General features: G+C 70.6%; 19 protein-coding genes. 11 read left to right on the forward strand and 8 right to left on the reverse strand.

The features are described from left to right. Nucleotides 1–309 precede the first annotated feature (309 nt). The 5 genes from ACAZ03_RS08015 (at nucleotide 310) to ACAZ03_RS08035 (ending at nucleotide 5,023) form a co-directional block, all read left to right on the forward strand. Nucleotides 310–2,148 carry an ABC-F family ATP-binding cassette domain-containing protein gene (locus ACAZ03_RS08015; RefSeq protein ID WP_373356919.1) on the forward strand — a complete coding sequence of 613 codons (1,839 nt, stop codon included), beginning with the start codon at nucleotides 310–312 and terminating at the stop codon, nucleotides 2,146–2,148. Continuing rightward, a complete protein-coding gene (locus ACAZ03_RS08020; RefSeq protein WP_373356921.1) occupies nucleotides 2,145–2,636 on the forward strand; it encodes an N-acetyltransferase family protein in 492 nt (163 codons plus the stop codon). Before ACAZ03_RS08015 ends, ACAZ03_RS08020 begins: the two co-directional genes overlap by 4 nt. Before the next feature lie 57 nt (nucleotides 2,637–2,693). After that, nucleotides 2,694–3,659, forward strand: a complete 966-nt coding sequence (locus tag ACAZ03_RS08025) for an alpha/beta fold hydrolase (RefSeq protein WP_373356922.1) — start codon at nucleotides 2,694–2,696, stop codon at nucleotides 3,657–3,659. Between the two features lie 144 nt (nucleotides 3,660–3,803). After that, a complete protein-coding gene (locus ACAZ03_RS08030; protein ID WP_373356923.1) occupies nucleotides 3,804–4,433 on the forward strand; it encodes a MarC family protein in 630 nt (209 codons plus the stop codon). Next, nucleotides 4,430–5,023, forward strand: a complete 594-nt coding sequence (locus ACAZ03_RS08035) for a TIGR02281 family clan AA aspartic protease (RefSeq protein WP_373356924.1) — start codon at nucleotides 4,430–4,432, stop codon at nucleotides 5,021–5,023. Before ACAZ03_RS08030 ends, ACAZ03_RS08035 begins: the two co-directional genes overlap by 4 nt. Here ACAZ03_RS08035 and ACAZ03_RS08040 read toward each other — a convergent pair. Together ACAZ03_RS08040 and ACAZ03_RS08045 are read right to left on the reverse strand one after the other, a co-directional pair. Continuing rightward, complete coding sequence (locus ACAZ03_RS08040) at nucleotides 5,013–5,489, reverse strand: DNA polymerase III subunit chi (RefSeq protein WP_373356926.1); 477 nt, start codon at nucleotides 5,487–5,489, stop codon at nucleotides 5,013–5,015. The genes ACAZ03_RS08035 and ACAZ03_RS08040 overlap by 11 nt on opposite strands. An 84-nt stretch (nucleotides 5,490–5,573) precedes the next feature. Next, nucleotides 5,574–7,040 carry a leucyl aminopeptidase gene (locus tag ACAZ03_RS08045; RefSeq protein ID WP_373356927.1) on the reverse strand — a complete coding sequence of 489 codons (1,467 nt, stop codon included), beginning with the start codon at nucleotides 7,038–7,040 and terminating at the stop codon, nucleotides 5,574–5,576. 159 nt (nucleotides 7,041–7,199) lie between these two features. Here ACAZ03_RS08045 and lptF point away from each other — a divergent pair, with 159 nt between their 5' ends. The 6 genes from lptF (at nucleotide 7,200) to rsmA (ending at nucleotide 14,815) form a co-directional block, all read left to right on the forward strand. Beyond that, nucleotides 7,200–8,327: an LPS export ABC transporter permease LptF gene (gene lptF / locus ACAZ03_RS08050; protein WP_373356928.1), complete on the forward strand. Its 1,128-nt coding sequence runs from the start codon at nucleotides 7,200–7,202 to the stop codon at nucleotides 8,325–8,327. Next, nucleotides 8,324–9,412: an LPS export ABC transporter permease LptG gene (gene lptG / locus ACAZ03_RS08055; RefSeq protein WP_373356929.1), complete on the forward strand. Its 1,089-nt coding sequence runs from the start codon at nucleotides 8,324–8,326 to the stop codon at nucleotides 9,410–9,412. The genes lptF and lptG overlap by 4 nt, the downstream gene beginning before the upstream one ends. Next, nucleotides 9,412–11,553: an LPS-assembly protein LptD gene (locus ACAZ03_RS08060; RefSeq protein ID WP_373356930.1), complete on the forward strand. Its 2,142-nt coding sequence runs from the start codon at nucleotides 9,412–9,414 to the stop codon at nucleotides 11,551–11,553. Before lptG ends, ACAZ03_RS08060 begins: the two co-directional genes overlap by 1 nt. Nucleotides 11,554–11,647: 94 nt before the next feature. Further along, nucleotides 11,648–12,913, forward strand: coding sequence for a peptidylprolyl isomerase (locus ACAZ03_RS08065; protein ID WP_373356931.1), 1,266 nt, complete (start codon nucleotides 11,648–11,650; stop codon nucleotides 12,911–12,913). After that, entirely contained in the window at nucleotides 12,910–13,893 is a 984-nt protein-coding gene (gene pdxA / locus ACAZ03_RS08070; protein WP_373356932.1) for a 4-hydroxythreonine-4-phosphate dehydrogenase PdxA, read from the forward strand. Before ACAZ03_RS08065 ends, pdxA begins: the two co-directional genes overlap by 4 nt. An 88-nt stretch (nucleotides 13,894–13,981) precedes the next feature. Then, complete coding sequence (gene rsmA, locus ACAZ03_RS08075) at nucleotides 13,982–14,815, forward strand: 16S rRNA (adenine(1518)-N(6)/adenine(1519)-N(6))-dimethyltransferase RsmA (protein ID WP_373356933.1); 834 nt, start codon at nucleotides 13,982–13,984, stop codon at nucleotides 14,813–14,815. Nucleotides 14,816–15,018: 203 nt separating this feature from the next. On the opposite strand, the gene phoB is transcribed toward rsmA, so the two are convergent. From phoB to ACAZ03_RS08105, 6 genes are all read right to left on the reverse strand, one after another. Beyond that, nucleotides 15,019–15,714 (reverse strand): phosphate regulon transcriptional regulator PhoB, encoded by a 696-nt coding sequence (gene phoB / locus ACAZ03_RS08080; RefSeq protein WP_373356934.1) that lies wholly within the window; start codon nucleotides 15,712–15,714, stop codon nucleotides 15,019–15,021. 1 nt (nucleotide 15,715) lies between these two features. Beyond that, entirely contained in the window at nucleotides 15,716–16,429 is a 714-nt protein-coding gene (gene phoU / locus ACAZ03_RS08085; RefSeq protein WP_373356935.1) for a phosphate signaling complex protein PhoU, read from the reverse strand. Nucleotides 16,430–16,443: 14 nt separating this feature from the next. Next, nucleotides 16,444–17,241, reverse strand: coding sequence for a phosphate ABC transporter ATP-binding protein PstB (gene pstB / locus ACAZ03_RS08090; RefSeq protein ID WP_373356936.1), 798 nt, complete (start codon nucleotides 17,239–17,241; stop codon nucleotides 16,444–16,446). Nucleotides 17,242–17,251: 10 nt separating this feature from the next. Beyond that, a complete protein-coding gene (gene pstA / locus ACAZ03_RS08095) occupies nucleotides 17,252–18,622 on the reverse strand; it encodes a phosphate ABC transporter permease PstA (protein WP_373356937.1) in 1,371 nt (456 codons plus the stop codon). Then, nucleotides 18,619–20,187: a phosphate ABC transporter permease subunit PstC gene (gene pstC, locus ACAZ03_RS08100; protein ID WP_373356938.1), complete on the reverse strand. Its 1,569-nt coding sequence runs from the start codon at nucleotides 20,185–20,187 to the stop codon at nucleotides 18,619–18,621. Before pstC ends, pstA begins: the two co-directional genes overlap by 4 nt. 74 nt (nucleotides 20,188–20,261) lie before the next feature. Then, nucleotides 20,262–21,293, reverse strand: a complete 1,032-nt coding sequence (locus ACAZ03_RS08105; protein ID WP_373356939.1) for a PstS family phosphate ABC transporter substrate-binding protein — start codon at nucleotides 21,291–21,293, stop codon at nucleotides 20,262–20,264. Nucleotides 21,294–21,340 lie beyond the last annotated feature (47 nt).

Genomic DNA, 21,340 nt, shown 5'->3' on the forward strand with positions numbered 1-21,340 from the left:
GGCGCCATCCGCGAGCCCGCCCGTCAGGGCGGGCCTAGCAGGTCCTGCCGGTTGCCGCGCAGGGCCAGCGCCGGTCCGGGGGGTGGCGCTCCACCGGTGCCGCTTCGCACTTTATGATGCAAGCAACCTCCCCGCTCTGAGCGACGGCCCGGCCCCACCAGAGCGCCAGCCCGCGGGCCGGGCCGGCGCTGGCCCTGCGCCTGCGGCGCGTACCGGGCCGGGGCTGCAGCAGAACCAATAGGACAGGCCTCTCCGCCTGGCCTCCCGCCCCCCCTTGCCGCCCCCGCCGCTTTGCGGCAATGCCCCCCCATGCTCCGCATCGACGCCATCAATTATTCCATCGCCGGCCGCCCGCTCTTCGAGGAGGCCTCCGCCACGATTCCCGAAGGCCACAAGGTCGGCCTCGTCGGGCGGAACGGCACGGGCAAGACGACGCTCTTCAAGCTGATCCGGGAGGAGCTTGCCCTCGACGGCGGCGCCATCTCCGTCCCCCGTGCCTGGCGCATCGGCGGCGTCGCGCAGGAGGTGCCGGGCAACGAGGTGTCGCTGATCGACACCGTCCTCAAAGCAGATACCGAGCGCGCGGCGCTGATGGCCGAGCAATCCTCCGACCCCAGCCGCATCGCCGAGATCCAGACCCGCCTCGCCGATATCGACGCATGGTCGGGCGAGGCACGGGCGGCGACTATCCTCAAGGGGCTCGGCTTCACCGATGACGAGATGCATCAGCCCTGCTCCGCCTTCTCCGGCGGCTGGCGGATGCGCGTGGCGCTGGCCGGTGTGCTCTTCTCCGAGCCCGACCTCCTTCTCCTCGACGAGCCGACCAACTACCTCGACCTCGAGGGCGCGCTCTGGCTCGAGGCCTATATCGCCCGCTATCCGCATACGGTGCTGATCGTCAGCCACGACCGCGAGCTCCTCAACCGCTCCGTCACCGGCATCCTGCATCTGGAGAACCGCAAGCTCACCTACTGGACGGGCACCTACGACCAGTTCGCCCGGGCCCGGGCCGCCAAGCATGCGCTGATCGCCGCCGAGGCGAAGAAGCAGGAGGCGCGGCGCGCGCATCTGCAAAGCTTCGTCGACCGCTTCAAGGCCAAGGCCTCCAAGGCCCGGCAGGCGCAGAGCCGCGTCAAGATGCTGGAAAAGATGGAAACGATCCGCCTCCCCGAGGATGCGGCGCGCACCGTCTTCACCTTCCCCGAGCCGGAGGAGCTCTCGCCGCCGATCCTCGTCACCGAGGGCGCCTCGGTCGGCTATGACGGCAAGGCGGTGCTGACGAAGCTCGACCTCCGCATCGACCAGGACGACCGCATCGCGCTCCTCGGGCGCAACGGCGAGGGCAAGTCGACGCTGGCGAAGCTCCTCTCCGAGCGGCTGCCGGCGCTGGGCGGGCGTGTGACCAAGAGCAACAAGCTCAAGGTCGGCTTCTTCGCGCAGCACCAGGTGGAGGAGCTGCGGCCGGAGGAGACGGCGCTGCAGCACATCGCCCGCGCCCTGCCCGACCTCGCGCCCCCCAAGCTCCGCGCCCGGCTCGCCGGCTTCGGGCTCGGCGAGGCACAGGCGGAGGTCGCGGTCGCCCGCCTCTCCGGCGGGCAGAAGGCGCGGCTGTCGCTGCTGCTCGCGACCTATCACGCCCCCCAGCTCCTCATCCTCGACGAGCCGACCAACCACCTCGACATCGAGAGCCGCGAGGCGCTGATGGAGGCGCTGACCGCCTATTCCGGCGCCGTCATCCTCGTCAGCCACGACATGCATCTGCTCTCCATGGTCGCCGACCGGCTCTGGCTGGTGAAGGACGGCCGCGTCGCGCCTTACGACGAGGATCTGGAGGCCTATCGCAAGATGCTCCTCGGCACGGACAAGCCGAAGGACGACAAGACCAAGGCCCCGAAGGCCAAGGCGAAGCCCGCCGATCTCGCCGCGCTCCGTGCCGATGTGAAGGCCTGCGAGGCCCGCGTCGGCAAGATCGAGGACATGCGCGACAAGCTGGCCAAGAAGCTCGCCGACCCGGCGCTCTACGAGGACGGCCGCGCCGGCGAGCTCGAGACGTGGAACAAGAAATACGCCGAGGTGATGGACGGGCTCCACCGCGCCGAAGCGCTCTGGATGTCGGCGCTCGAGAAGCTCGAGCGGGCGAGCGCGTGAGCCTGACGCTCCGCGAGGCCGGGCCCGGCGACTGGCCGGCGCTCTGGCCCATCGTCCGCGCCGTGATCCGCGCCGGCGACAGCTACACGGTCGATCCGGGGCTCAGCGAGGCCGAGGCCCGCGCCTTCTGGACCGGCCCGCCCTCGACCATCGTCACGCTGGCGGAGGAGGCGGGCGAGGTCCTCGGCACCGCCCATATGGGCCCCAACCGCCCCGGCCCGGGCGCCCATGTCGCCAACGCCAGCTACATGGTGGCCGAGGGCGCGCGGGGGCGCGGCGTGGGCCGGGCGCTGGTGGAGGACAGCCTCGCCCGCCTGACCAAGGCCGGCTTCACCGCCGTCCAGTTCAACGCCGTCGTCGAGGGCAACCCGGCCGTCGCGCTCTACGAGGCGCTTGGCTTCACGATCATCGGCACCGTGCCCGGCGCCTTCCGCCATCCCTCCCGCGGCGACGTGGGCCTTCATGTGATGCACCGCCCCCTGCCCTGAGCCGGGTTGCCGGGCGGGGCCCGCGCCCCTAGGCTCGCGGGCAAAGGGAGTTGCATCATGGCCCGACGCAGCCGCCGCCGGCGCTGGATTATCCTCCCGATCCTCATCCTCCTCCTCGGAGCCGCCCTCTGGGCGCTCTTCCGGCCACCGGCCGCGACCATTGGCCAGTGGCGGAGCGCCGAGGGGCAGGAGGTCTACCGCGCCGCCTATGCCGCCGCCATGGAGGCTCTGCCGGAGCCGGCCGAGGTGCGCGACCTTCGCAGCCCCTGGGGGCTCGTCCGGCTCTACCGCTTCGCCGGGGCCGGCGGGGGAGAGGCGCTCCTCCTCCTCCCCGGCACCGCCTCCGGTACGCCGGTCTGGGCCGACAACCTGCCGGGGCTCCTTGAGATCGCCGATGTCTACACGCTCGACCTTCTGGGCGAGCCCGGGCTCAGCATCCAGGAGCGGCCGATCACCAGTGCCGCCGACAAGGCGGCCTGGCTCGATGCCGTGCTCGCCGCCCTGCCGGAGGCGCAGGTGCATGTCGTCGGCCTGTCCATCGGCGGCTGGACGGCGGCGAATCTGGCGATCCACCGGCCGGATCACGTCGCGAGCGTCACGCTCATCGACCCCGTTTTCGTCTTCGATTCGATCCCCCTCGGCACCATGATCCGTGCCGGCGCCGCCACCCTGCCCTGGGCGCCGGAGGCGTGGCGCGACAGCTTCAACGCCTATACCGCTGGCGGCGCCGAGGTGGAGGATGTGCCGGTTGCCGACATGATCGCCGCCGGCATGGCGCATTACGCCATGCGCCAGCCGCCGCCCGCCCGGATCGACGCCGCCGCGCTGAGTGCCGCCCCGGTGCAGATCCTCGCCATCCTCGCCGGGCAATCCGTGATGCACCGGCCCGAGGAGGCCCGCGCCGCCGCCGAGGCGCTCGCCGATGCGGTGCGCGTCTATCCCGAGGCGAGCCATGCCATCAACGGCGAGCACCCCGCCGAGATCGCGGCGGACATCGCCGCCTTCCTCGCCAGCCTCGACTGAGGGCGTCGCCCGCCGGGGGCTGCGCCACCACGTCTCGCGCCGCGCCACGGCGCGCCGCGCTGAGCGCCCTCCCTGTTGCCCCCCCCTACCCCTCCCGCCCCCTCGCCTCTTGCCTCGCGCCCCGCAAGCCGCCACATCTTGCCCATGATCGAACCGGCCGCCCTCATCACCGTCTTCACGACGCTCTTCGTGATCATCGACCCGCCGGGGCTGGTGCCGGTCTTCATCGCGCTGACGCGGGGCATGTCCGCCGCCCACCGGCGCACGCTGGCGCTCCGCTCGATCGCGGTCTCCGCTGTGCTGATGGTGGCCTTCCTCCTCCTCGGCGAGAAGCTTCTCGGCGCCGTCGGCATCACGCTGCCGGCCTTCCGCGTCGCCGGCGGGGTGCTCCTCTTCCTCACGGCGCTCGACATGCTCTTCGAGCGGCGGCAGGAGCGGCGCTCGGGCCATGCCGAGCAGGAGGCGGCGCAGCCCGATCACGACCCCTCGGTCTTTCCGCTCGCCCTGCCGCTGATCGTCGGCCCCGGCGCGATCACCACGCTCATCCTCTTCGCCGGCCAGTCGGACGGCGCGGCCGACCTCTTCGCCGTCGCCGCCGTCGCGGCGGCGATCCTCGCCATCGTCTTCCTGGCCTTCCTCGCCGCACCCAGCATCGAGAGGATCCTCGGTGCCGTCGGGCTCAACGTGGTGACGCGGGTGCTCGGCATGCTGCTGGCGGCGCTCTCCGTGCAGTTCATCCTCGACGGGCTTCGCGGCGCGGGGCTCACGCCATGACCGGCAACGGCCTCGGCGAGGCGGAGATGATGAACCTCCTCTATCTCCTCCTCCTCGGCGGGGCGCTGCTCGGCGCCTTCCTGCTGGCGAGCCGGGGGCGGCTCTTGCGCACCGCGGCGCAGCTCGCCGTCTGGGGGCTGATCTTCCTCGGCGCCATCGCCGTCTACGGGCTTTGGGACGACATCTCCCGCCAGGTCCGCCCCGCCGCCTCGATACTGGAGGACGGGCGCATGGTGATCCCCCGCGGGCGCGACGGACATTACCATGTGACCGCGCTGGTGAACGGCACGCCGGTGCCTATGATCGTCGATACCGGCGCCTCCGGCGTCGTCCTCAGCCGCGAGGATGCGCTGCGCGCCGGGCTCGACCCCGACCGGCTCGCCTATGTGAACTCCGCCCAGACGGCGAGCGGCACGGTGGCCATCGCCGAGGTCCGGCTGGCCACGCTGCAAATCGGCGATTTCGTCGACGACGGGCTCTTCGCCTCGGTGACGGAGGGCAATCAGGGCCTGTCGCTCCTCGGCATGGATTACCTCTCGCGGCTCTCCCATATCGAGATCACCGGCGGCGAGATGATCCTCACCCGCTAGAGCCGCCCTGGCTCTCGGCCTTCTTTTGCCATCTGCCGCCCTCCTGCGCCCAGTACTGGGCCTTGACCCCGGCGCCTGTCAGCGCCTTCCACTGGCCGCGCGCCACCTGCAGCACCGCCTCGTCGGCCCCGTCGAAGAGCACGCAGGCGCGCGTCAGCGCCGCGACTTCTTCCGCCGAGATATCCGCCCCGCCCACGCTCATGACGCAGGATGGCGCATTGGCCGCCGCCTCCCCGGCCGTCAGCAGCACCGGCTGGCGGGCGTCATGCGCGCCGCCCGCCCGGCCATGGGGGAGGAAGCCCTCCTCCGCCCCGAGCCAGAGCGCCGCATCGAGCCGGTCCATCGCCGCCGCCTCGCGGCCGCGAAGCTCGATGGTCCAGCCCGCCTCCAGCGCTTTGCCGAGAAGGGGCGGCAGCGCCCGCTCCAGCGGGCTCTCGGTCAGGTGATAGAAGAACACGTCTCCCAAAGACCCACCCTCCCTTTCATCTGACCATAAATACCTCGAGGGGGTCCGGGGGGGCCGCGTCCCCCCGGCCTCTCAACCCGGAGCCTAGCCCTCGAACCCGTCGCGCACCAGCCGGTCGAGCGCCAGTACGCCCCAGCCGGTCGCCCCCTTGGGCGCGAGCTCGGTGCCCGTCTTCGTCCAGGCGGTGCCGGCGATGTCGAGATGCACCCAGGGCACCTCGGGCTTGACGAAATTGTTGAGAAAGCGCGCCGCGATCACCGCGCCGCCGGGCCGGCCGCCCACGTTCTTCAGATCGGCGACGCGGCTCTTCAGGAGCGTGTCATAGGCCGGCGTCAGCGGCATGTGCCAGGCGCCCTCGCCCTCCGCCGCCGCCGCCTTCAGGACGCGCGCGGTGAAGGCATCGTCATTGCCGAAGACGCCGGTGTGGTCATGCCCCAGCGCCACGACGATGGCGCCGGTCAGCGTGGCGAGATCGACCATGGCGGCGGGCTCGAACGTCTCCTGCGCGTACCAGAGCACATCGGCGAGGACGAGCCGGCCTTCCGCATCGGTGTTGATGTTCTCCACCGTGTCGCCCTTCATCGAGCGCACCACGTCGCCGGGCCGGGTGGCCTTGCCGGAGGGCATGTTCTCGACGAGCCCGACGAGGCCGACGACATTGGCCTTGGCGCGCCTGAGCGCCAGCGCCCGCATGACGCCGGCGACGGTGCCGGCGCCGCCCATGTCCATCACCATGTCCTCCATCCCCGGCCCCGGCTTCAGCGAGATGCCGCCGGTGTCGAAGACGACGCCCTTGCCGATCAGCGCCAAGGGCGGCTCCTTGCCGCCGCCGTTCCAGCGCATCACCACCATCTTGGTGGGGCTGTCGGAGCCCTGCCCGACGGAGAGGAGGAGCCGCATGCCGAGCTTCTCCAGCTCCGCCTCCTCGAAGATCTCCACCTCCAGCCCCAGCTCCTGCATGGCAGCGAGCCGGGCGGCGAAATCGTCGGTTGTCAGCACGTTGGCGGGCGTGCTCACCAGATCGCGCGTGAAGAAGACGCCCTCGGCCAGGGCGGCCATCGGGGCGGAGGCGGCGGCGACCGCCTCGGGCTTGGCGCACATCATCTCGACCTTTGCGGCCGGTGTCGCCTCGCCGCTGCGGAATTCGCGGAAGTCATAGGCGCGCAGCGCATAGCCGAAGGCCAGCTCGGCGGCGCGGGGGAAGGTGGCGGAGGCGATGGTCACGCGGGGGCTCTTGGCGGCGGCGGCGATGGCGGCGCCGGCCTTGCGGGCCGTGGCGACATCCGCCCGCCGCGCCAGCTTCACCACCAGCAGCATCTCCGCCGTCATCCCTGCCGGCATGGCGAGCTCGACGAGCGCGCCGTCGTCCAGCGCCTCCCATCTCTTGCTCTCCGCCAGCCGGGCGAGGGCCTTGCGCGTCGCGGTGTTCACCCGCCGCGCGGCGGCGTCCATCTCGCCCCCCGGGCCCAGGATCACGGCGACCGTCCCTTCCCGCCTGAGGAGCGCCGCAGCGTCGGTCTCGGCGAAGGTGACGGGGACGGGAGAGGTCATGAGGGACTCCATGATGGGGATCGGAGAGGGGGATCGAGAGCCCGAACGTAGTCACGCCTCCGTCGATTGGCCAGAAACGAGTTGGGTCCGGCGGCGGGCTCAGCTAATTTGCCGCGGGCGGCGGGGGCACCCCCCGGGCGCGAGGGAGCGAGGAGGGCCATGGGCCGGTTCGACCGATATGTAATGGGCCAGCTCCTGGCGCATTTCGGCTTCTTCGCCCTGGTGCTGATCCTTGTCTACTGGATCAACCGGGCGGTGGCGCTCTTCGATCAGCTCATCGGCGACGGGCAGAGCATCGGCACGTTCCTGGAACTGACGGCCCTGTCGCTTCCCGGGCTCATCCGCATCATCCTGCCCATCGCCGCCTTCATCGCCGCCATCTCGGTGACGAACCGGCTGTCGAACGAGAGCGAGCTCGTGGCCGTGCAGGCGCATGGCTTCTCGCCCTGGCGGCTGGCGCGGCCGGTGGCGGGCTTCGGGCTGCTGGTCATGCTCCTCGTCTGGACGCTGACGCATGTGCTCTCGCCCCTCTCGCAGGCCCAGCTCGGCGAGCGCCGGGCCGAGATCGCCGAAAGCGCCGCCGCGGCGCTTCTGCAGGAGGGGCAGTTCATCACGCCGACGCCGGGCGTGACCTTCTACGTCCGGTCGATCACCGCGGAGGGCGAGCTTCGAGACATCTTCCTCACCGATTCCCGCGCCGAGGGGCAGAGCATCACCTACACGGCAGCGAGCGCCTATTTCGTGCGCTCGGGCGGCGGCGCGCAGCTCGTCATGATCGACGGCATGGCGCAGACTTACCGGCGCGCGGCGGGCACGCTCGGCGTCACGGCCTTCGAGGATCTCGCCTATGACATCGGCGCCATGATCGGCTCCGGCGAGGGCCGCGCGCCGGCGCCGAACGAGCTCTCGACCATGCGTCTGCTCACCGCCGATGCGGCGCTGGCGGAGGCGACGGGCCGCACCATCGGCGCGCTGGTGGCCGAGGGGCACGACCGTTTCGCGCAAGGCATCCTCGGCCTCGTCGGGCCGCTCATCGGCTTTGCCACGCTCCTCGTCGGCGGCTTCTCGCGCTTCGGTATCTGGCGGCAGATCGTCGCGGCGGTCGGGCTCATCGTCGTGGTAAAGGTGGTGGAAAGCGGCGTCACCGGGCTCGTCCGCGCCGATCCGGCCGCCTGGCCGGCGCTCTACCTGCCCGGCGCGCTCGGGCTCGCCATGGCGCTCTTCGCGCTTCACCTCGCCGCCCGCCCGCGGCTCTTCCGGCGCAGACGCGAAAGGGCCGCGGCATGATCCTTCACCGCTATTTCGCCCGCCGCTTCGCGCTGGACTTCGCGGTGATCCTCGCCGGGCTGACGCTGCTTCTCGTCTTCATCGAGCTCATCGAGCAGGCGCGGCGCCACAGCGACGATGCCGGCTTCTGGGTGGTCGTGCAGCTCGCGCTCCTGTCGCTGCCGGCGAGCCTTTACCAGCTCATGCCGATCATCGCGATTTTGGCGACGATCATGCTCTTCCTCTCGCTCTCCCGCTCCTCGGAGATGGTGGTGACCCGCGCCTCCGGCCGCTCGGCACTGCGGGCCCTCGTGGCGCCGGTGCTCGTGGTGCTCACCTTCGGGGCCGCCGCCCTCGCCATCCTCAACCCGCTCGCCGCCGCAACGGTGCGGGAATACGAGGCGCGGACGATGGCGCTCACCGGCACGACGCCCGTGCAGGCGCTCGCCGAGGGCGGGCTCTGGCTCCGCCAGGGCGGGGAGGCCGGCCCGAGCGTCATCCACGCCGCCCGCGCCTCGCTCGACGGCACCGAGCTGGCCGAGGTCTCGCTCCTCACCTTCGGAGAGGACGGCCGCCCGGTGGAGCGGATGGAGGCCGAGACCGCCCGCCTCACCCCCGGCGCCTGGGCGCTGACGGGGGTGAAGCGCTGGCCGCTCTCCGCCGCCAATCCCGAGGCCGCGGCCGAGACGCTCGCCGAGGCCTCCCTGCCCTCCACCCTCACCGCCCAGTCGATCCGCGACAGCTTCGGCGCCCCGGGCTCCATCCCGGTCTGGGAGCTGCCGCGCTTCATCGCGGAGCTCAAGGCGGCCGGCTTCTCGGCCCGCCGCCATGCGGTGCATCTGCAGATGGAGCTGGCGGGGCCGCTCTTCCTCGTCGCCATGGTGCTGATCGGCGCCGGCTTCACCATGCGCCACCAGCGCGGCGGGCGGACGGGGATGATGGTGCTATTCGCGATCCTCCTCGGCTTCGCCGCCTATTTCATCCGCAACTTCGCCCGGGTCCTCGGCGAGAACGGCGACATCCCCGCCGCCCTCGCCGCCTGGGCGCCGCCCGCCGCCGCCATCGCCATGGCGCTCGGCCTTATCCTGCATCTGGAGGACGGTTGATGCTCCGCCCCGTCCGCCACCTTCTCCGCCGCCTCCTGCGGGCCGCCTTCCCAACCCGCGCCCCTCTCCTCCTCGCCCTCCTCCTGCTCCTCGCCCCGGCAGCGCAGGCCCAGTCCCTGCCCTCCCTCATCGCCGACAGCCTCAGCGTCGACGGCCAGACGCTCGTCGCCGACGGCAATGTCGAGGTCTTCTACGAGGGCACGCGCCTCTCCGCCGCGCGGCTGACATACCGGCGCGAGACGGATCACCTGACCATCGACGGGCCGATCTTCATCGAGACCGCCGAGGGCGAGATCCTCACCGCCACCCGGGCCGAGCTCGATCCCCGCCTGCAGAACGGCCTCCTCCTCGGGGCCCGCCTCGTCCTTGACCGGCGCCTGCAGCTCGCCGCCGCCGCCATCCGCCGGGAATCGCCTCTTTCCGAGCTCACCGAGGCCGTCGCCACCTCCTGCCAGGTCTGCGCCGGCCGTCCGCCGCTCTGGGAGATCCGCGCCGCCCGCGTCACCCATGACGAGGAGGCCCGCCAGCTCTGGTTCGAAGAGGCGCGCTTCGCCATCCGCGGCGTGCCCGTCGCCTATATCCCCCGCCTGCGCCTGCCCGAGCCCGGCGTCAGCCGGGCCACGGGGCTTCTCTTCCCCGATATCAAGACCTCCGACCGGCTCGGCATCGGCCTCCGCCTGCCCTATTTCATCGCGCTGGGCGACAGCCGCGACCTGACGCTGACGCCCTACCTCTCCCCCGCCACCCGCACCTTCGAGGCCCGCTATCGCCAGGCCTTCTTCGCGGGGACGACGGAGATCCGCGGTGCCATCAGCGATGACGACCTGATGCCCGGCGCCCTGCGGGGCTATGTCATGGCCGAGCTCGACCTGGCGCTCGGCGCCTGGACCCTCGATGGCGATCTGCAGCTCGCCTCCGACCGCGCCTATCTGTCCACCTACGGCTATTCCGATGCCGATCTGCTGACCTCCGCGCTCCGCCTCAGCCGGATCGAGGAGGACCGGATGACGCGGGCGGAGGCGGATTACTTCTCGACCCTGCGCACCGACGAGCGGCAGCGCGACCTGCCGCCGGTGGCCCTTTCCTTCAGCCACGAGCGGCGCGTGGCGCTCTCGCCCGTCACGCGGCTCGACCTCGGCGCCTCGGCGGATGCCTTCCGCCGCACCGGGGCGGGCCGCGACATGGCGCGGGCCGGAGCCTGGGGCGCGCTCGGCACCACGCGGATCCTGCCCGGCGGGCTGGTGGCGGAGGCCGAGGCACGGCTCACCGCCGACGCCTACCGGATCGACGACGGCCCCGATCAGGGTTTCGTCACCCGCGCCCAGCCCGCGGCCATCGCCACGCTCCGCTGGCCCCTCATCCGCGCCAGCGCCCGCGCCACCCAGACGCTGGAGCCCATCATCGCCCTCGCCTGGTCCGAGACGCTCGGCACCTCGCCGCCCAACGAGGACAGCCCCTATCCCGAGCTCGACGAGGCCAATCTCTTCGCCCTCTCGCGCTTCCCCGGCGAGGATGCGACCGAGCGCGGCTGGCGGCTCGCGGCGGGGCTCGCCTGGACGGCGGACATGGCGTCGGGGGCCCATATCCGCCTGACCTTCGGGCAGATCCTGCGCCCCGGGCCCGGCCAGGATCCGGGGGCGGCCTTCACCGCCTCCTCCGGCCTCGCCGGCGCCAGCTCCGACCTCCTTCTCGCCTCGCAGCTCGCCTTCCCGTCGGGCCTCACGCTAACCGCGCGGACGCTCTGGGACGAGGCCACGGGCTTCGGCAAGACCGGGGCGGAGATCGACTGGGCCGCGGGGCGCGTCGACCTCAATGCCGCCTATGTCTGGCTGCCCGAGGATGCCGGCGAGGGCCGTGCGCAGCCCGTCGCCGAATGGTCGCTCGACGCGGCCTACCGGATCAACGAGCGCTGGAACATCCGCCTCGACGGGCGCTATGACATTGCCAATTCCCAGCCCGCCCGGGCGGGGGTCGGCCTCGGCTGGCGCAATGAATGCGTGAGTGTGGATTTTTCCCTGACGCGCCGCTACACCAGCGCTACCGCCGGGCCGCCGGTGACGGATCTGGGGCTTTCCGTCTCGCTCGACGGGTTCAGCACCGGCGCCACCACCCCGGTCGCCGCCTCCGCCTGCCGGGGGTGAGGCCATGGAACGGACGATGGCAGGAACGAGCAGCAAGGCCGCGTCAGCCGGCTGGAAGAGAGGACGGCGCATGACGGCCCGCAGGACAGCACACGTGACATCTCACCCGAGCCTCTTCGGCCACCCAAGCCTCTTCGGCGCCCTGCGCCGCCGGCTCTCGGGCCTCGCGATCTGCGGCGCCCTGGCCCTGACGGCTCTGGCGGCCCCTTCGGCTGCGCAGAACCTCTTCTCCCCCGTCGCCACCGTCGGTGGCCGCGTGGTGACCAATTACGAGCTCCAGCAGCGGCGGATGCTCCTGGAGCTCTTCCGCACCCCCGGCGATCTCGATGAGCTGGCGCTCGAGCAGCTCATCGACGAGCGCGTCAAGCAGGGGGCGCTGCAGCGCGCCGGCCTCGCGCTCACCGGCGACGGGCTTGAGGCGGCCATGACCGATTTCGCGCAGGGCGCCAACCTGCCGCTCGACCAGTTCCTCGGCATCCTCGCCGAGACGGGCGTCTCGGAGGAATCCTTCCGCGACTACGTCTCCGTCAACGCCGCCTGGCGCGATTACATCCGCCTCCGCTACGGCAGCTCGGTCACGATCTCGGAGGCCGAGATCGACCGCGCGCTCGAAGGGCTCGGCCCCGACGCCTCGGGGATCGACCTCCTGCTCAACGAGATCATCCTGCCCGCCCCGCCGGATCGCGTCGCCGAGGCGCAGGCCGTGGCAGAGCGGATCGGGCAGATCCGCTCCATCCCCGAGTTCGAGGCGGCGGCGCGCGAGGTCTCCGCCGCGCAGAGCCGCGAGCGCTCGGGCCGGCTCGACTGGACGCCGCTCAGCAATTATCCCGCGCAGCTCCACCCCGTCTTCCTCGGGCTTGAGCCCGGCGAGGTGACGCCGCCCCTCAACGTGACGAACGGCATCGTGCTCTTCCAGCTCCGCGCCGTGCGCGAAAGTGCCGTGTCGCGGCCGGCCCCGGCCGAGATCGACTACGCCATCTTCACGCTGCCCAATACCGAGGGCAGCCTCACCGAGGCCGCCACCATCGCCGCCGGGCTCGACACTTGCGACGATCTCTACGGCACCGCCTATGGCCTGCCCGAAGACCGGCTGATCCGCGAAAGCCGCGCCCCCGGCGCCATCCCGCAGGACATCGCGCTGGAGCTGGCGCGGCTGGATGCGGACGAGACCTCCGTCCGCCTCACCAGCGCCGACGGCGCCTGGCGTTACCTGCTGATGCTCTGCGCCCGCCTGCCGGCCGAGAGCGTCGGCGCCGACCGCGACGCGGTGGAAAGCCGCCTGCGCTCCGAGCAACTCGCGGGACTGGCCGATGCGCTCCTGGCGGATCTGAAGGCCGCCACGCCGATCACCTTCCCATGAGGATCCCGCCGCCGGTCGTCTCCTGCGGCGAGCCCGCCGGCGTCGGCCCCGAGGTCGCCGCCAAGGCCTGGGATGCGCTTCGGGGCGAATTGCCCTTCGCATGGATCGGCGATCCCTCGCATCTTCCCGCCGGCACGCCCTGGGACGAGATCCGCGCCCCGGCCGAGGCGCAGGCGGTGGCCGAGCGCGCCCTGCCCGTCCTCTTCCTGCCGTTCGAGCGCCCGGCGATCCCGGGCGTGCCGCAGAAGAGCCATGCCGAGGCGGTGATCGAGGCGATCCGCTACGGCGCCGACCTCGCGGCTAGCGGCGCGGCCTCCGCACTCGTGACGGGGCCGATCAGCAAGGCGGCGCTGATGAGCGGCGCCGGCTTCGCCTTTCCCGGCCATACGGAGTTCCTCGCGCATCTGGCGGGGGACGTGCCGGTGGCGATGATGCTCGCCTGCAGCGAGCTGCGCGTCGTGCCGGCGACGATCCATGTCGCGCTCTCCGAGGTGCCTAAGGTGCTGACGCCGGCGCGGCTGGAGGAAGTGATCCGCCTCACCCATGCCGGGCTCCGCCGCGACTTCGGCATCACGGGGCCGCGCCTCGCCGTCGCCGGGCTCAACCCCCATGCGGGCGAGGACGGGCGCATGGGCCGCGAGGAGCAGGACTGGATCTCCCCCCTCCTCCTCAGCCTGCGCGCCGAAGGGCTGAGCCTCACCGGCCCGCACCCGGCCGACACGCTCTTTCATGCCGCGGCCCGCGCCCGCTACGACGCGGCCATCGCCATGTATCACGATCAGGCGCTGATCCCGATCAAGACGATCGACTTCGCGGGCGGCGTGAACGTGACCCTGGGCCTGCCCTTCATCCGCACCTCGCCGGATCACGGCACGGCCTTCGACATCGCCGGGCGGAACCGGGCGGATCCGACCTCGATGATCGCGGCGCTCCGCATGGCGAGCGACATGGCCGCCCGCAAGGCGCGCGCCCCCGCATGAGCCCTTCTCGCTTTTCTCCAGATACCCGCGGGGGGAGTCGGCCCTTCGGGCCGATGGGGGGCAGTGCCCTCCTCCCGGCGGCCGCAGAATGACCCAGATCGACAGCCTGCCGCCCCTCCGCGAGGTGATCGCGACGCATGGCCTTTCGGCCCGCAAGGCGCTCGGCCAGAACTTCCTTCTGGATCTCAACCTCACCGCCAAGATCGCCCGCGCGGCGGGGGATCTCACGGGCGCCGATGTGCTCGAGATCGGCCCCGGCCCGGGCGGCCTCACCCGGGGCCTTCTCGCCGAGGGTGCCCGCCGCGTGGTGGCGGTTGAGAAGGATGCCCGCTGCATCCCGGCGCTGGAGGAGATCGCGGCCGCCTATCCGGGCCGGCTCGAGGTGCTGGAGGGCGATGCGCTCGCCGTCGACCTCACCGGCCGCCTGACGCCGCCGGTGAAGATCGCCGCCAACCTGCCCTACAACGTCGGCACCGAGCTATTGGTCCGCTGGCTGACCCCGCCCGCCTGGCCGCCCTTCTGGCAGAGCCTGACGCTGATGTTCCAGCGCGAGGTGGCCGAGCGCATCGTGGCGAGGCCCGGGAGCAAGGCCTACGGGCGCCTCGCGCTTCTCGCCGGCTGGCGCTGCGAGGCGCGGATCGTCATGGACCTGCCGCCCTCCGCCTTCACCCCGCCGCCGAAGGTCTCTTCCGCCGTGGTGCATCTGACGGCCCTGCCCGAGCCCCACTTCCCCGCCGAACCGGCCAAGCTCGAACGGGTCGTGGCGATGGCCTTCAATCAGCGGCGGAAGATGCTGAGGGCGGCGCTGAAGGGGCTGGGGCCGGATGTGGAGGACAAGCTCGTCGCCGCCGGCATCCCGCCCACGGCCCGCGCCGAGGAGATCGAGCTGGAGCGGTTCTGTGCGCTGGCGCGGCTGGTGTGAGGGGGGCCTTCACACGCCGCCTGGCGTAGGGTGGGTTTTCAACCCACCTTTTTCGGCGGTCTGGCTCATGGCGTGGCGGGCTGAAGCCCGCCCTACGGGGGCCGGGGATAGGCCCCGAGGTCTCAACTATAGCCCCCGCCCGGTACGCGCCGCAGGCGCAGGGCGAGCGCCGGCCCGACCCGCGGGCGGTCTCGCGGCCTGCCCTACCCGAGCGCGTAGCCCGAGCCGCGTACCGTGCGGATGGGGTCTTCGCCGCCGGTCTGGGCGAGGACTTTCCTCAACCGCCCGACATGCACGTCGACCGTGCGGGTATCCACGTAGATGTCCCGTCCCCAGACGCGGTCGAGAAGCTGCTCGCGGCTCCAGACCCTCCCGGGCTTTTCCATGAAGGTCGCGAGCAGGCGGAACTCGGTCGGCCCGAGCCGCAGGAGCTCGCCGCCGCGATGAACCCGGTGCGTCTCGGCATCCAGTGTGATGTCCTCGAACTCCAGCACCTGCCCCATCGCCGAGGGCCGCACGCGTCGGAGCTGGGTGCGCACCCGCGCCAGAAGCTCGGAGAGCGAATAGGGCTTCACGACGTAATCGTCCGCCCCGGTCTCGAGCCCGCGCACGCGGTCGACCTCCTCCGACCGGGCGGAGAGCATGATGATCGGCACGTTGCGGGTCTCGGCCCGCGCCTTCAGCCGCCGGCAGATCTCGATGCCCGAGACCGAGGGGAGCATCCAGTCGAGCACGATGACATCCGGCAGTTCCTCGCTGACGAGGGTCAGCGCCTCCTCGCCATCGGCGGCGGAGAAGGTGCGGAAGCCCTCGGCCTCGAGATTGTAGGACAGGACCTCCCGCTGGGCCGGCTCGTCCTCGACGACCAGCACCAGGGGCGGCTGGGCGTGCACGCTCATGTCATTCCTCCAGCTCGTGGCTGATGGCCGTCAGATCCTCTTTCGGGCGCTCGGCCCGCGGCATCTCGCCGGTGGCGACATAGATGACCTGTTCGGCCATGTTGGTCACCAGATCGCCCATCCGCTCGATGTTCTTGGCGATGAAATGCAGATGCATGCAGGAGGTGATGTTGCGCGGATCCTCCATCATGAAGGTGAGGAACTCGCGGAAGAGCGCATTGTACATCTGATCGACGTCGAGGTCGCGCTGGATGACATCCTCGGCCAGCGCCTTGTCGCGCTGCACGAAGGCGTCGAGCGTGTCCTTCAGCATCGACTGCACCTCCCGCGCCATCCGGCGGAGCGTCACGTCCGAGCCGGTGAGCGGGTTCATCGCCGTCAGCACCGTGGTGCGCTTGGCGATGTTCTTGGCGTAATCGCCGAGCCGCTCGAGCGCGGCGGAGAGGCGGAGCACCGAGAGGACGATGCGCAGGTCGGTGGCGATGGGGGCGCGGAGTGCGATGCAGCGCGCCGCCTCCTCGTTCACCTGGTCTTCGAGCGCGTCGATGGCGGCGTCGCCGTCGCGGACCTTCTCGGCCAGCTCGGTGTCGCGCGATTCCAGCGCCCTTGCGCCGTCGAGGATGGCCGCCTCGACGAGGCCGCCCATCTTGATGACCATCGCCTGGATGGCTTCGAGGTCGCGGTCGAAGGCGGAAACGATGTGCTGCTCGCTCATGGGGCTATCCCTCCTCAGCCGATCCGGCCGGAGATGTAGCTCTCCGTGCGCGGGTCCTGCGGGTTTGTGAAGATCTTTCCGGTCTCGTCGTATTCGACGAGGTTGCCGAGGTGGAAGAAGGCGGTCTTCTGGCTGACGCGCGCGGCCTGCTGCATCGAATGCGTGACGATCACCACGGAGTACTGGCTGCGGAGCTCGTCGATCAGCTCCTCCACCTGGCCCGTGGCGATGGGGTCGAGCGCCGAGCAGGGCTCGTCCATCAAAAGGACCTCCGGCTCGGTGGCGACGGCGCGGGCGATGCACAGGCGCTGCTGCTGGCCGCCGGAGAGGCCGGTGCCGGGCTTGTCGAGCCGGTCCTTCACCTCGTCCCAGATGGCGCCGCGGCGGAGCGCCCGCTCGACGATCTCGTCGAGCTCGGCCTTGTTCCGCGCGAGCCCGTGGATGCGGGGGCCGTAGGCGACGTTGTCGTAGATCGACTTCGGGAAGGGGTTGGGCTTCTGGAAGACCATCCCGACCTTGGCCCTGAGCTGCACCGGATCGACGCGGGCATCGTAGATGTCCTCGCCGTCGATGAGGATGTCGCCGGTGACGCGGCACGAGTCGATCGTGTCGTTCATCCGGTTGAGGCACCGCAGGAAGGTCGACTTGCCGCAGCCCGAGGGGCCGATGAAGGCGGTGACGGTCTTGTCGGCGATCTCGACGTTCACATCCTTGATCGCATGGGTATCGCCGTAATGGACCTGCACGTTGCGCGCGGCGATCTTGATATCCTGCATGTCCACTTCCCGGTCGGTAAGACGCTGATCTTTCATGATATTCTCCTTACCACCGCCGCTCGAAGCGTCGGCGCAGCAGGATGGCGATGATATTGAGCGCAAAGAGCAGCGCCAGCATGACGATGATGGCCGCCTGCGCCAAGCCCTCGCGGACCGGCGTGTCCTGGTTCTGCGCGAAGAGATAGACGACGGTCGGCATGGATTGCGCCTGCTCCATAAGCCCGCCCGTGAAGGGCGACGACAGGATGCCGGCGCCGGTCGAGACCGAGAGCCCGATGAGCAGGAGCGGCGCCGTCTCGCCCAGAGCCTGCGCGATGCCGATGATGGTCCCCGTCAGGATGCCGGGCATGGCGAGCGGCAGCGTGTGGTGGAAGACCGTCTGGATCTTCGAGGCGCCGACGCCGAGCGCGGCATCGCGGATCGAGGGCGGCACCGCCTTCAGCGCCGCGCGGGTGGCGATGACGATGGTGGGCAGCGTCATGAGGCTGAGGACGATCCCGCCGAGCAGCGCCGTCCCCCGGATCGACGAGCCGAAGCCGAGATCGCCCAATGCCAGGAGGATCGCGGCCCCGAGGATGCCGAAGACGATGGAGGGCACGGCGGCGAGATTGGCGATGTTGATCTCGATGAGGTCGGTCAGCCGGTTCTTCGGTGCGAATTCCTCGAGATAGATCGAGGCGGCGACACCGAAGAGCAGCGAGAAGACCAGCACGACGAGCATCATGTAGGCCGAGCCCATGAGCGCCGGGCCGATGCCCGCCACCTCGCCGGACTGGCTGTATTCGTTGGTGAAGAAGCTCCAGCGGAAGTTCCGGTCAATGAGCCCGGCCGCCTGCATCTGGTCGATGAGGTCGAGCTGCTCGCGCGTGAAGCCGGGCGGCATCCCCGCGCGGCCCTCGCCCGAGAGCTCGCCCGTCAGATAGCGCGTGAGGTTGAGCGAGATCGGCACGCCGACGGAGACGGTCTGCCCCACCAACCCCGGGTCGGCCACCAGCTCGTCGCGCACATCGCGCCGGTTGGCGGCGTAGATCAGCGCCGAGAGCTCGCCGTCGTCATAGGCGCTGGTGTCGATGCCGTTCTCTTCCAGCGTCCGGCGGAGCGAGTCGGCGAAGATGCCGCGCTCGATGTCGGAGCGGAGCGAGAGCCCGGCCAGCGCCTCGGGCCCCTGCCCGTCCGCCTCGAGCACCTCGGGGTCGTAGTAGAGCTGGATCTCGGCCTGGTGCTGGAAGAAGGCCGGCAGGCCCCGCGACAGGATCGACCAGAGGAGCACCCCGAGGAAGAAAAGCACCAGCACGATGGCCGTGAGGCCGAGGTATTTGAGGACCGAGCCCCGCCGGTAGCGGCGGCGGACATTGGCCGTGCGCATGAAGAGCGACTGGCCCGTCCGGGGGCTGGCTTCGGGCGTGATATCGGTCATTCGTATTGCTCCCGGTATTTGCGGACGATCCGCTGGGCGAGCAGGTTGAGCCCGAGGGTGATGAAGAAGAGCGTGAAGGCCAGCGCGAAGACGGCCAGAACGTCGATGCTGTCAAAGCCCGAGGCCTCGCCGGTCAGCACCGAGACGATCCGCGTGGTGACCGTGACGACGGCGCCGAACGGGTTGGGCTCCAGCCCCTGCACGTTCGACAGGGCGCCGGCCGCCAGCACCACGATCATCGTCTCGCCGATGGCGCGCGAGGCCGCGAGCACGATGGCGCCGACGATGCCGGGAAGCGCGGCGGGCAGGATCACCTTGGTGATCGTCTCCGACGGGGTGGCGCCGAGCCCGAGCGAGCCGTCGCGCATCGCCTGCGGCACGGCGTTGATGACGTCATCGGACAGCGACGAGACGAAGGGCACGAGCATCATGCCCATCACCACGCCCGCGGTCATGACCGAGACGGTGTTGGGCATGATCGTCGTGCCGACGACCGCCTGCAGGAAGGGGCCGATCGTCACGAGCGCGAAGATGCCGTAGACGATGGTCGGCACGCCGGCCAGCACCTCCAGCGCCGGCTTCACCCAGGCGCGCACCTGGCGGCTCGCGAATTCGCTGAGGTAGACGGCGGCGAGGAGCCCCAGGGGCGTCGCCACCACCAGCGCCACCGCCGAGATGTAGAGCGTCCCCCAGATCAGCGGCAGGAAGCCCAGGAGGCTCTCGTATTCGCCCTCCGGCCCCTGCGGCAGGCCGACGGTATCGCCTGCCGGCGCCCAGGTCAGCCCGAAGAGGAAGTCGATCACGCCGTATTCGGCGAAGAAGGTGATCGAGGGGAAGGTGACGGCGGCGAGGATGCCGAGCGTCGTCAGGATGGCGACGGTCGAGGCGAAGATCAGCAGGCCGACGATCCAGCGCTCCACCACGTTGCGGGCGCGGAACTCGGTGCCGATGGCGGCGAGCGACCAGAGGAAGCCGGCAATCGCGATCAGCGCCACAAGGATCGGCCCGGCGATGGAGAGCGCCCGGTTGAAGCCCTGCAGGGCCTTGGCGGCCTCGAACATCCCGGGCGTCACGCCGAGCGGCGCCACCTGGCCGGCATCGCGCAGGAGCGCGCCGATATCATCCGTGCCGGCGTCCCAGCCCTCGATCTCGCGCGGCGAGATCACATCGCTGGCCGTGGCGCCGTGGAGCGCCTCGGCGAGTGTGCGGACATTGCCGAGGAAAAGCTCGCGCCGCGCCGCCTCGCGCACCTCGATCTCCTCGGCCTCGAGGCCCTCCTGTTCCGCTTCAGGCAGCCGAAGCTCGGCAAGATCGGTGCCGACGGTGGCGCCGAGATAGAGGTTGGAGACGAAGCCCTGCGCCAGCGCCCAGATCACCATCACCGCGAAGGCGGGGATCAGCGTCGCCAGCACGACATGCCAGCCGTGATGCACGGGCCGCGAATGCAGCCGCCGCGTCTCGCCGTTCACGGCGCGTCGCGCCCGGGCGCGGCCGAGGAGGGAGCCGGCGACGCACAAGAGCGCCACGAGGATCAGGGCCGCCGGAAAAGTGAGAAGGCCGCTCATCAAGGATGTCCTTTGGAGTTGGGTCGGGGCGACCGGTACCGGCCGCCCCGCCTGCAATCAACCGATGGGGTCGATCACATGGTCTCTTCGGCTTCGATCATCGCCTGGGTGGCGGCGATCTCGGGGTCGGAGACGAGGCCGTATTCGGCGAGCGGGCCGTCCGGGCCGGCCATGTCGTCGGACATGAAGAACGCGGCATATTCCTTCAGGCCCGGGATGACGCCGATATGGGCGGCCTTGATGTAGAAGTAGAGCGGACGCGAGACCGGATATTCGCCGGTGGCGATCGTGTCGGTCGAGGGCGTGACGCCGGACATCGTGGCGACCTGCAGGCGGTCGGTGTTGTTCTCGTAGAAGGCGAGACCGAAGACGCCGATGCCGTTCGGCGTCGAGTCGAGGTTCGCGAGCGTCTGCGTGTAGTCGCCTTCGATGTCGACCGAGGTGCCGTCGGTGCGGATGGTCATGCAGGCTTCTTCGGCCGCATCTTCATCCATGCCCATGCCGATCATGGCTTCCATGGCGCCCGATTCCTCGCAGCCGGCGAGGATGACGTTCTCCTCGAAGACTTCGCGGGTGCCGTGGTTGGTGCCGGGGATGAAGGTGTTGATCGCCTGGTCGGGCAGATCGCCGTTCACTTCATTCCAGTTGGTGTAGGGGTTGGCGACGAGCTCGCCGTCGACGACGACCTCGGCGGCCAGCGCCTTGTACCAGTCGGCGGGGGTGAAGGCGAATTCCGGGCCGTTGATGTCGGAGGCGAAGACGATGCCGTCATAGCCGATGCGGACCTGGATGATGTCGGTCACGCCGTTGGCGGCACAGGTCTCGATCTCGCTGTCCTTGATGGCGCGGGAGGCATCGGCGATGTCGATGGTGCCTTCGCCGACGCCCTCGCAGAAGCGGGAGAGGCCGGTGGAGGAGCCGCCGCCCTCGACGACGGGCGTCGGGAAGTCGGATTCGGCACCGAAGGCCTCGGCCACGATGTTGGCATAGGGCAGCACGGTGGAGGAGCCGGCGATCTGGACGGTGTCGCGCGATTGAGCCACGGCAGCGGTCGTGAAGGCAGCAGCGATCGCCATCGTCGAGGCGGTCAGTTTCACGAGGGACATAGGTATCTCCTGTCAGTTCGGGCCGGTCTGAGGCGCCGGCCACAAGG

Source organism: Pseudoroseicyclus sp. CXY001 (assembly GCF_041714655.1).
In the GTDB taxonomy this organism is placed as follows: domain Bacteria; phylum Pseudomonadota; class Alphaproteobacteria; order Rhodobacterales; family Rhodobacteraceae; genus Pseudoroseicyclus_A.

Coding starts and splice junctions, on each gene's coding strand:
- phoB (WP_373356934.1), bottom strand. CDS start 15,714: ATGAGCGTGCACGCCCAGCCGCCCCTGGTGCTGGTCGTCGAGGACGAG.
- lptF (WP_373356928.1), top strand. CDS start 7,200: ATGGGCCGGTTCGACCGATATGTAATGGGCCAGCTCCTGGCGCATTTC.
- ACAZ03_RS08060 (WP_373356930.1), top strand. CDS start 9,412: ATGCTCCGCCCCGTCCGCCACCTTCTCCGCCGCCTCCTGCGGGCCGCC.
- lptG (WP_373356929.1), top strand. CDS start 8,324: ATGATCCTTCACCGCTATTTCGCCCGCCGCTTCGCGCTGGACTTCGCG.
- ACAZ03_RS08035 (WP_373356924.1), top strand. CDS start 4,430: ATGACCGGCAACGGCCTCGGCGAGGCGGAGATGATGAACCTCCTCTAT.
- pstA (WP_373356937.1), bottom strand. CDS start 18,622: ATGACCGATATCACGCCCGAAGCCAGCCCCCGGACGGGCCAGTCGCTC.
- rsmA (WP_373356933.1), top strand. CDS start 13,982: ATGACCCAGATCGACAGCCTGCCGCCCCTCCGCGAGGTGATCGCGACG.
- pdxA (WP_373356932.1), top strand. CDS start 12,910: ATGAGGATCCCGCCGCCGGTCGTCTCCTGCGGCGAGCCCGCCGGCGTC.
- ACAZ03_RS08030 (WP_373356923.1), top strand. CDS start 3,804: ATGATCGAACCGGCCGCCCTCATCACCGTCTTCACGACGCTCTTCGTG.
- ACAZ03_RS08045 (WP_373356927.1), bottom strand. CDS start 7,040: ATGACCTCTCCCGTCCCCGTCACCTTCGCCGAGACCGACGCTGCGGCG.
- phoU (WP_373356935.1), bottom strand. CDS start 16,429: ATGAGCGAGCAGCACATCGTTTCCGCCTTCGACCGCGACCTCGAAGCC.
- ACAZ03_RS08105 (WP_373356939.1), bottom strand. CDS start 21,293: ATGTCCCTCGTGAAACTGACCGCCTCGACGATGGCGATCGCTGCTGCC.
- pstB (WP_373356936.1), bottom strand. CDS start 17,241: ATGAAAGATCAGCGTCTTACCGACCGGGAAGTGGACATGCAGGATATC.
- pstC (WP_373356938.1), bottom strand. CDS start 20,187: ATGAGCGGCCTTCTCACTTTTCCGGCGGCCCTGATCCTCGTGGCGCTC.
- ACAZ03_RS08025 (WP_373356922.1), top strand. CDS start 2,694: ATGGCCCGACGCAGCCGCCGCCGGCGCTGGATTATCCTCCCGATCCTC.
- ACAZ03_RS08015 (WP_373356919.1), top strand. CDS start 310: ATGCTCCGCATCGACGCCATCAATTATTCCATCGCCGGCCGCCCGCTC.